This is a genomic window from Sphingobium sp. LMA1-1-1.1 (genome assembly GCF_040676365.1).
Taxonomy (GTDB): Bacteria; Pseudomonadota; Alphaproteobacteria; order Sphingomonadales; family Sphingomonadaceae; genus Sphingobium.
This window is the reverse complement of record NZ_JBEGHS010000014.1, coordinates 1-7,934: the sequence shown is the minus strand read 5'-3', so window position 1 is coordinate 7,934 and position 7,934 is coordinate 1. Positions and strand designations below refer to the sequence as shown.

Annotated in this window: 6 protein-coding genes; all 6 read right to left on the bottom strand. The window is 58.2% G+C overall.

Annotated elements, in window-relative coordinates; translation table 11 throughout:
* Nucleotides 1-297: 297 nt before the first annotated feature.
* The 6 genes from MRBLMA1_RS11360 to MRBLMA1_RS11335 all read right to left on the bottom strand — a co-directional run bounded on the left by MRBLMA1_RS11360 (nucleotide 298) and on the right by MRBLMA1_RS11335 (nucleotide 7,901).
* Nucleotides 298-1,077 (bottom strand): cyclase family protein, encoded by a 780-nt coding sequence (locus MRBLMA1_RS11360; protein WP_363736933.1) that lies wholly within the window; start codon nucleotides 1,075-1,077, stop codon nucleotides 298-300.
* 61 nt (nucleotides 1,078-1,138) lie between these two features.
* Complete coding sequence (locus MRBLMA1_RS11355; protein WP_363736931.1) at nucleotides 1,139-2,638, bottom strand: purine-cytosine permease family protein; 1,500 nt, start codon at nucleotides 2,636-2,638, stop codon at nucleotides 1,139-1,141.
* Nucleotides 2,639-2,749: 111 nt separating this feature from the next.
* Complete coding sequence (locus MRBLMA1_RS11350) at nucleotides 2,750-3,931, bottom strand: cytochrome P450 (protein WP_363736929.1); 1,182 nt, start codon at nucleotides 3,929-3,931, stop codon at nucleotides 2,750-2,752.
* Nucleotides 3,932-3,997: 66 nt separating this feature from the next.
* Nucleotides 3,998-4,378, bottom strand: a complete 381-nt coding sequence (locus MRBLMA1_RS11345) for a DoxX family protein (RefSeq protein WP_166666496.1) — start codon at nucleotides 4,376-4,378, stop codon at nucleotides 3,998-4,000.
* Nucleotides 4,379-4,548: 170 nt separating this feature from the next.
* A complete protein-coding gene (locus MRBLMA1_RS11340) occupies nucleotides 4,549-4,941 on the bottom strand; it encodes a RidA family protein (RefSeq protein ID WP_133655157.1) in 393 nt (130 codons plus the stop codon).
* Between the two features lie 494 nt (nucleotides 4,942-5,435).
* Nucleotides 5,436-7,901, bottom strand: coding sequence for a TonB-dependent receptor (locus MRBLMA1_RS11335; protein ID WP_363736927.1), 2,466 nt, complete (start codon nucleotides 7,899-7,901; stop codon nucleotides 5,436-5,438).
* Nucleotides 7,902-7,934 lie beyond the last annotated feature (33 nt).

Genomic DNA, 7,934 nt, shown 5'->3' with positions numbered 1-7,934 from the left:
CGCATCCAGCAGCCGCCGGGCCATCGCCTGCCCCATGCGTCCAAGACCTATGAAAACTACCTTCATTACAAAACTCCGTGTCCACCGCGCCCGTCCATCAATGCGAGCCGTAATAACCGACAACCGCCGTCATGCGATGACCAAGCTCGTCGACCAGTCCTTGCGCATGATGTCCATGACAGTAGGCCGGAGGGCGCACGAATTCTGATCAATGCACCATCATATCAGGCGATGCACCAAGGCTGTCTCATGCAAACCTGGCATAGATCCACCAGGCGGCCGCTTGCATGGTGCGGCTTAACGCTCGACCAACGCCAATACGCGCAAAGGACTGCCCGAACCGTCCTTGATCTTGAGCGGCGGCGTGATCAGCATTGAGCCAGTGGGAGGCAGGAGATGCAGGTTTGCAAGGCTCGACAGGCCAAATTTATTGCTTCCATGCATGTAGTGATGGCAAGGATTCGGCTGGGAAAAGGTGGCGCCCTGGCCAGCATCCGTTCCTACAGGTTCGGTACCGATGCCGATAACGTCGCGCTCATGTGCCAGGAATTTCGCAACATCGGGGTGGTTGCCCGGCCAGTGACCGCCATCCTCGCGCATATTGAGAAACCGATCGGTATAATTGCGGGATGACCATCCCGTGCGGATTAGGGCCCAAGAACCGGCGGGAATACGGCCATGCTCGGCTTCCCACTTCTCAATGTCGTCCATGGTGGTTACAAATTCTTCGTCCTCCCCCGCGCGCTCGGAAACGTCGATCACGCAGGCGGGAGCCATGAACTTCCTGACCGGAATCGTGTCGGTCGCGCCATCTTCGTAATGCCGGCCCGAAATCCAGTGCACCGGCGCGTCGAAGTGCGTCCCGGTATGTTCACCACAGTGAATATTGTTCCAGTACCAGTCCGGCCCGCGCTCATCGAAACGGGAGATTTCCTCCAATCGGAAAACCTGAATTTGCTGGGCGAACTGGTCAGGCAGTTTGAAGATCGGTGTGCGCTCCTCCAGCGTATGGGTGAGGTCGATGATCTCCACCGACCCGCTTAAGAGAGCCGTAGCCAATTGGTTCAGTAATGACATGGATATTCTCCCTTGATATTCGGTCGGTCTGTACAGCTTTTCTCAATCAGCTTCGAGGTCGTCAGGAGACCTGGCTTGGAGACGCTGCGGGGGCGCCGTCCAAAATAGTAACCGGATCATCAATGGCCTCGGGAAGGTGGCCAGACCCCCTCCCCGTCGGCTTCAGGACGGTTGTGCGCAACAGCGGATAGAGCAGGATCGAGATGATGAGGGTCGTTATCGCCTGGATCGGCAAGATACTCGCGAGGACATAGTGGGCCATGAAGGCGGAGACGAGCAGTGTCACGACCCCTGCCCAATTCACATTCTCCGGCTCTTCCTGAACAGCCTTCGGCTCTCTTCCGAGCAATGTTTTCACAATATAATAGTCAGCAACGACAATTCCGGCAAATGCCGTCACCAGCACTCCCAATATCGTCACCCAGGAATCGATCAGTTCGAGAATGCTTCCATAAAGCATCAGGAGCCCAATGACGTTTGCAAGGACGACAAAGGTCAACCGCCCCATTCGCAAATTAAGTGCATCGAACAGGTTGGAAAGGGAAAGCGAAGCCGCGTAGTTGTTCAGAACCTGCGTCTTGCCCTGCGCGAGAACCAGGAGCCACGCCCCCATCGCTCCTCCCAGCACCACGAAGGCCGCTACAATGCTGTCCGGGCTTTCGAGCGATGCTCTCTGTGCTGCCTCATGGGTCATTCCGGCAGTCTGCGTGTAGAAATCAACAAGTGCGGGGCCGCCAGCATACATGATGATGCCGCCAAGCCAGAGCATCAGGATATCCAATGACAGGAGACCAATCAGCGTTGAAATCCCCACATCCTTCGATCGGCGGGCGTATCTGCCGATGTCCGCGCCGAACATCGCCATCCCTCCCGCTGATCCGATCAGGACATTTATCGCGAAGATGAACCTGCCCGTGGAACTATCGGCGCCCATGCCCTTGAGAACATCGTGGGAGAACTGGGGACCGAACGAAACAAGGCTTTCGACCGACCGGTCGCCGTTGGAGACCACGAGGTAGGTGATATAAGCCAGCACCACCAATGATAAAGTGAGGGTTATCGACGATGCGCGGGCGATCAGCTTGAACCCGTAGGATGTCAGAACAATCCAGAGAATCGTCATCAACCCATAGATCAGGATCTTCGTGGTCAACGTATCGGAAAGCTTGAAGTAGAATAAAAATCCTCGATACAGCAGTGCATTCTCAAGAGCGAGGAAGCCGATGATCATGAACGAATATATGATCGAGGATATTATCGACCCTTTCTTGCCGAACCCGAAATATCGCGACATGACCGTGCTGGAGAGGCCAGTACGATAGGCGACATGGGAACTCGCCCAGCTCAGGGGCCAGCAAATCAGCATCACGATCAGGCCCGCGACAAGTGCGGCCTGGAACCCCGCGACAAATGTCACCAGCGCGCCAAAGAACAACTGCACCAGCGAAACCACCACGCCCGCCGTATTCCACGTCAATGCCAGCCATCCCTGACGCTGATCGTCGGGCACTCGTTCCAGGGCATGGTCCTCGATGGTTTCGGAGAGACTGTTGTCACTCATGGCCGCATTCCTTCGGGCAGGGTTGCTCTTTCATATCGCATATCTCTTAGCGGACGAAACCACAGGCTATTGGTCATCCTGATCACGAGACATGGCCAGCCCGCTTCCCCTTCACTGCGCGGCATGCGCGGTCAGCTTGAGCGATTTGTAACCGCGCAGGACATTGTTCGAGATGCGCTCCGCCTCGTGCAGGTCGAACCGTTCGACCCGGCGGATCAGGGCAGAGAGCAGCGCCGAGATTTCCATCCGGGCGAGATTGGCACCCATGCACATGTGGATGCCGTGGCCAAAGCCCAGCTGCTCGTTCGCGCGTCGCGTGATATCGAACCGCTCGGGGTCTTCCCAACGCCGTTCGTCGCGATTGCCCGACGCATACATCACCAGGACCCGCGCACCCTTGTGAAGGCGCTGGTCTTCCACCGAGAAATCATCCGTCAACACGCGGGAAAAGCCCTGTATCGGACTTTCGACTCGGATCGCTTCATTGACCGCATTGGGGATCAGCGTCGGGTTCGCGCGCAGTTTGTCCCATTGATCGGGGTTCTGGGCAAACAGGGCGATCGCACTGCCCGTGGCAAGGATGGTGGTATCCAGGCTCGGCCCCAGATAGTCGCCCATCACCGGCCCGACCTGCTCGGGCCTGAGTTCGCCGGCCTCGACCGCTTCGTAGAGTTTGGCGACCCAACTGCCCGGCTTCACCCGATCGGCGGTGCAACCGCGGGCATAGGTCACCATTTCGTCCACTATCGGGAGCGCGGTTTCCGTCAGTTCCAGACCCCGTGGTCCCAAGGAGTTGAACACCGCGCCGGCCCATATGAGCATCCGTTCACGCCCTTCCTCGGGCAGGCCGACGAGTTCGGAGACCACCGTGACCGGAAGATATGGCGCAAGTTCGCTCGCGGCATCGAAATCGCCCTTGGCCACCAGGCGCTCGACCAGATTTTCGGCGAGATCGTAAAGTCCCTGACGCAACTCGGTCAATCGGGCGGGGGTAAGCGGCCGGCTGACGATCGAGCGCAAGGTGCTGTGGTAAGGCGCATCCGTATGAAGCGTGCTGCCCGCAATCGCCTTGTTCATCAGGTCGTTCATCGCGACGCCGTCCCCGGACGCGAACAAGGTGTTGTTCTTCAGCGCCCCCTGCACATCCGCAAACCGCGCCATGAGATAGAGGTCGTATTTGGGAAGGCGCACGATCGGGGCCGTGTCCCGGAAAATGCGATAATTCTCGTACGGATTGGCAAGCGCCTCCGCCGAGTAGATATCGATGTCCACGTCAGGAATATTGAATGCCATGTCGGTACTCCGGGAATTACTTCGGGGTGTCAACGATCTGCCCGGCTCGGCGATCGCCTCCACGCCTTATGCCGGGCTGTGAAGCGCGACGATGATGCAGCACAAGCCCCAGAACATGTGGAACTCGCAGCCGCCCAGGTTCCAGAACCAGCGCCCCTTGGAGACTTTGAACGCCGCCAGCCCCGCGCAGATCATGAAGATGCCGCCCAGCCACGCCGCGTAGAATACATAGATCCCCAGCACCATGCCGAGCAGCGCGAGCGTCTGAACGACCAGCGCAGTCCGCACAAAGATCCATGCAGGCTTGAGCCCGGCGGTCTCAAAAAATGCGAAGACAGCGTCCTTGACGGTAAACTGCCCGATAATATGCGGAATGAAGAGGAGGCCGCATATAATGCGAAGCTGAACTATGGCGTCAGTGAGATCCGGAAAAACGATGGCGTTCACAATACCCTCCCAGGCATGACATCAAAAGCAGGATCAAAATAACAATGTTCTCGATCTCCAGAAGCTCTCCGGCGCACAGCCTCAACTTGGCAACATCAAGGCTTCACCTGCTTCCGATGCCTGCATTGCCCCCGACCGGCATGTTTGCGGCCAGGGGCAATGCAAAGCGATCAATCGACCTTCGCCGCGATGGCTTCCATCTCTACGACCCAGTTGGGATTGGCGAGCGCCGACACCACGACCCAGGTCGAGGTCGGCAGGTAACCTTCAGGCAGATACTTCTTCCGGTGCGGACCGACAAAGCGGATGGCGCTGGCATCGGTCGAATAGACGTTGAGGTGAACCAGGTTTTCCGGACCCATGTTCGCTTCGGCGAGAATGGCCAGAACGTTCTTCCAGATTTCCTCGTGCTGCGCCTCGAAACCCTCAGCCAGCGTTCCATCGGGCCGGATGCCCGCCTGTCCAGCGATCGACAGGATGCGCGCACCGGCCGGAATCTCGACCGAATGGCTGTACGGCCCCACCGGGTTGGCGATCGACTGGGGATTTCTAACTACAAACATGATATCCGTCCTTTGCAAAATGAAGGGTTTGGGATTGAAGATCGGGTTTAGTTGCCGTGCGGTCGTCCTCTAACCACCTGACAATGGGACCAGGCGAATTGCCCTCTCCCCGCAGCGGCCCCCAACGATCTCTGGAATAGCAATCAATATGTTGATCAGCGAGTGGCTGATCCGCAGGTTTCCAGGGCGATCGGAAACCATCGCCGTTCAAGGAATCGCGGTAACTAAAAGATCTAAAGCGGCGATCTGATTCAGTCGGATCAAAAGCAGCTTCAGGTGCCAAGGGCGCGATGATCCAGCGGCCCAGACCGAGGAACCCGAACCCCCTACCCTTCCATTCGGAGGCAGGATCAGAGCTGTCAGTCGGGGAGTGCACCATGGCATATCCTTGCTGGTCCCGGCACATCATCATGTCCCGACCGGTCCGGTAACCGGCCGGGACATTCGTCGAAGTCAACTACACACTAAGGCGAGACCCCATATGCATGAGGTAATCAAAAATTGTACCGCGCACCGAGTTGGAAGAAGCGGGGCGGCTTGTAGGAGACCGCGTTGCAACCGCACAAGGTCGCGAGGTCGAAGCCCACGACCCCGGGGTTCACGTTGGTCAGGTTCTTGACACGGAAGTTCAGCTCCCAATTGTCGTTCGACCAGCCGATCCCGGCATTGACCATCACCGCCCTGCCGAACTTGTCTCCGTCGAAATTGCGGAGGTTGTAGTAGAATGGGTCAGTATAGCTCGCGTCACTCTGGACCGACAGCTTGCCGCCGAAAGCCTGCCATTCATATCGTACAAAGGCATTGCCCTGCAGTGGCGGCGCATAGACCGGCTTGACATCGCGCACGATCGGACCTCCTGCCCGAAGCGGCACATCCTTCACCTTCGCATCGAAATAGGAAACGGAAAGACCGACATCGAGGCCCCTGACAGGCGATGTAGCGAGGCTGGCCTCGCCACCGTAGGTTCTGTCATCGGCATTGATGACGACGCCACCGACGCCCGCGAAGAGGAATGCCTGATAGTCCTTGTAATCATAATAGTACACGGATGCATTGAAACGCGTTACCTGATCGGGGAACGTATATTTGAAGCCGCCCTCGTAATTGGTAAGAATTTCCGGCTTATAGGGGATGAGGCTTAGAGGCACCGGATAGGCACCGCCTGGATTGGTGGCGTTGTAGCTGCCCGCCTTCACACCACGATTGACGCCTGCATAGATGAGCAGGTCCGGATTGACCTGGAAATCGAGCTGGACCTTGCCGGCCCACAGTGTCTTGCCGGACTTGTCGGCGTAAGGCATCGGTCCATTCGGGCCAAATACTGGGCCGATGACGATCGGCGTCCCGCTCTGAGGCTGCAGCGCGGTCTGGACGGGCCAGATACCGTGGAAGAAGTCGTACTTCTTTTGCTCGCGAATGATCCGCGCGCCCGTGATCAAGGTCAGCCGCGGGGCGATGTGCCAATCCAACTGGCCGAAGGCCGAGTATGAATTGGTTATCAGGTTCGCGTTGACACCGACATCGAAAGGTGCCGGCGTCGACGCAACACCACCGGGCGGGAACCTCAGCGCCGAGTTAGAACGGCTCGTGATGTGAAGATAGTAGAGACCGCCTGTCCAATCGACGAGGTCGCTCTTTCCTGTCAGCCGGACTTCCTGGCTGAACGTGTAAGCGCTAACGCCATTATAACCGCCAACCAGGTTAGTCGGGCTGCCTTCGATATCCAACAAGCTGAACTTGAAGAAGTGCTTGTAGTCAGTCACCGACGCCAACGTGACGCCGTCGCTCAAATCGAACTCGCCGTTGAGGTTAACGCCCCAGGTCCGGATGTGATTCCCCTTACGGAATGAAAAGTCTTGCGAGGTCAGCGGGCCTGAGCCGTCCGGATCCTTGTAGCCGAAGAAATCTCCGCCAGCGGCCACCCGACCGAAACTGTCGCCAAAGACGCCGTCGTTGTTGAGGTCCGATCCATAATCCTGACCGTTCGCGCCAATCGAGGCGCGAGTCTCTGTGGGCGAGGCGTTGATCGTGTTGATCTGCTCTCCACCAGCGTTGAACACTGCAATCGTAGGCTTTGATTGATAAGGGGACGTCGCCTGAATGGTCCTTGCCCCATTCACCGAGAGTAGCACCCGTACCCCGTCATTGGGCTCGAACAAGGTGGTCATACGCCCGGCCAGCGTGTTGTCGTCGCCCAGATTGGCACCCGCGCCAGGGCCCGGCGACCCGCCGACGGCATCGAGCGGATAACGGTTGCGCACATATCCTTGCGCCTTGTTCCACATGACAGCGAAGCGCGTCGCCAACGTGCTGCTGATAGGCACGTTGATCGCCGCTTCACCATGGAATGCGCCGGGCGATCCCGGAGAATCATACATCCCGTAATTGACGTCGACAAAGCCTTCGAACTTGTCCAGATTGGGCTTGCGCGAGATGTAGCGGACGAGACCGCCGGTCGCGTTGCGGCCAAACAGCGTGCCCTGCGGCCCCTTCAGCACTTCGACGCGGTCGATGTCGAACAGGGCGAAAGTCTGCCCCTGGCCGATCGCGATGTAACCATCGTCGAGATAAACCGCGTTCGGCGCTTCGGTGATGTCGCTGAAGTCATTCTGGGTGACGCCGCGGATCGTGTACTGGCTGTTCTGGCCGCCAAGCGCGCCGCCGATGTGCACGCCGGGCGTAATCGCTGCGATCTGGGGAGAATCGGTCACATTGAGGGCGCGCAACTGGTCGCCGGAAAAGGCGGTGATGGCGATGCCCACCTTCTGGATGCTCTGCTCGCGACGCTGCGCCGTCACGATGATCTCGCCCGACAGGGCCGAGCCGCCCTTGTCGGCGTGAGTTGATTGATCCTGCACGGGAGAGGCGGCCGGCGCATCCTGCGCCAACGCAGGACTGGCAAGCGCACCAACCGCAACTGCACAAAGCAAGGTTGCCCGGATTCGAAGATCTTTCCTCATTATTATTCCCCTTTATGACGATAATAATATGCA

Excerpts from the sequence above, each read along its gene's own strand:
- MRBLMA1_RS11360 (WP_363736933.1), bottom strand. The coding sequence starts at position 1,077 with ATGTCATTACTGAACCAATTGGCTACGGCTCTCTTAAGCGGGTCGGTG.
- MRBLMA1_RS11340 (WP_133655157.1), bottom strand. The coding sequence starts at position 4,941 with ATGTTTGTAGTTAGAAATCCCCAGTCGATCGCCAACCCGGTGGGGCCG.
- MRBLMA1_RS11350 (WP_363736929.1), bottom strand. The coding sequence starts at position 3,931 with ATGGCATTCAATATTCCTGACGTGGACATCGATATCTACTCGGCGGAG.
- MRBLMA1_RS11355 (WP_363736931.1), bottom strand. The coding sequence starts at position 2,638 with ATGAGTGACAACAGTCTCTCCGAAACCATCGAGGACCATGCCCTGGAA.
- MRBLMA1_RS11335 (WP_363736927.1), bottom strand. The coding sequence starts at position 7,901 with ATGAGGAAAGATCTTCGAATCCGGGCAACCTTGCTTTGTGCAGTTGCG.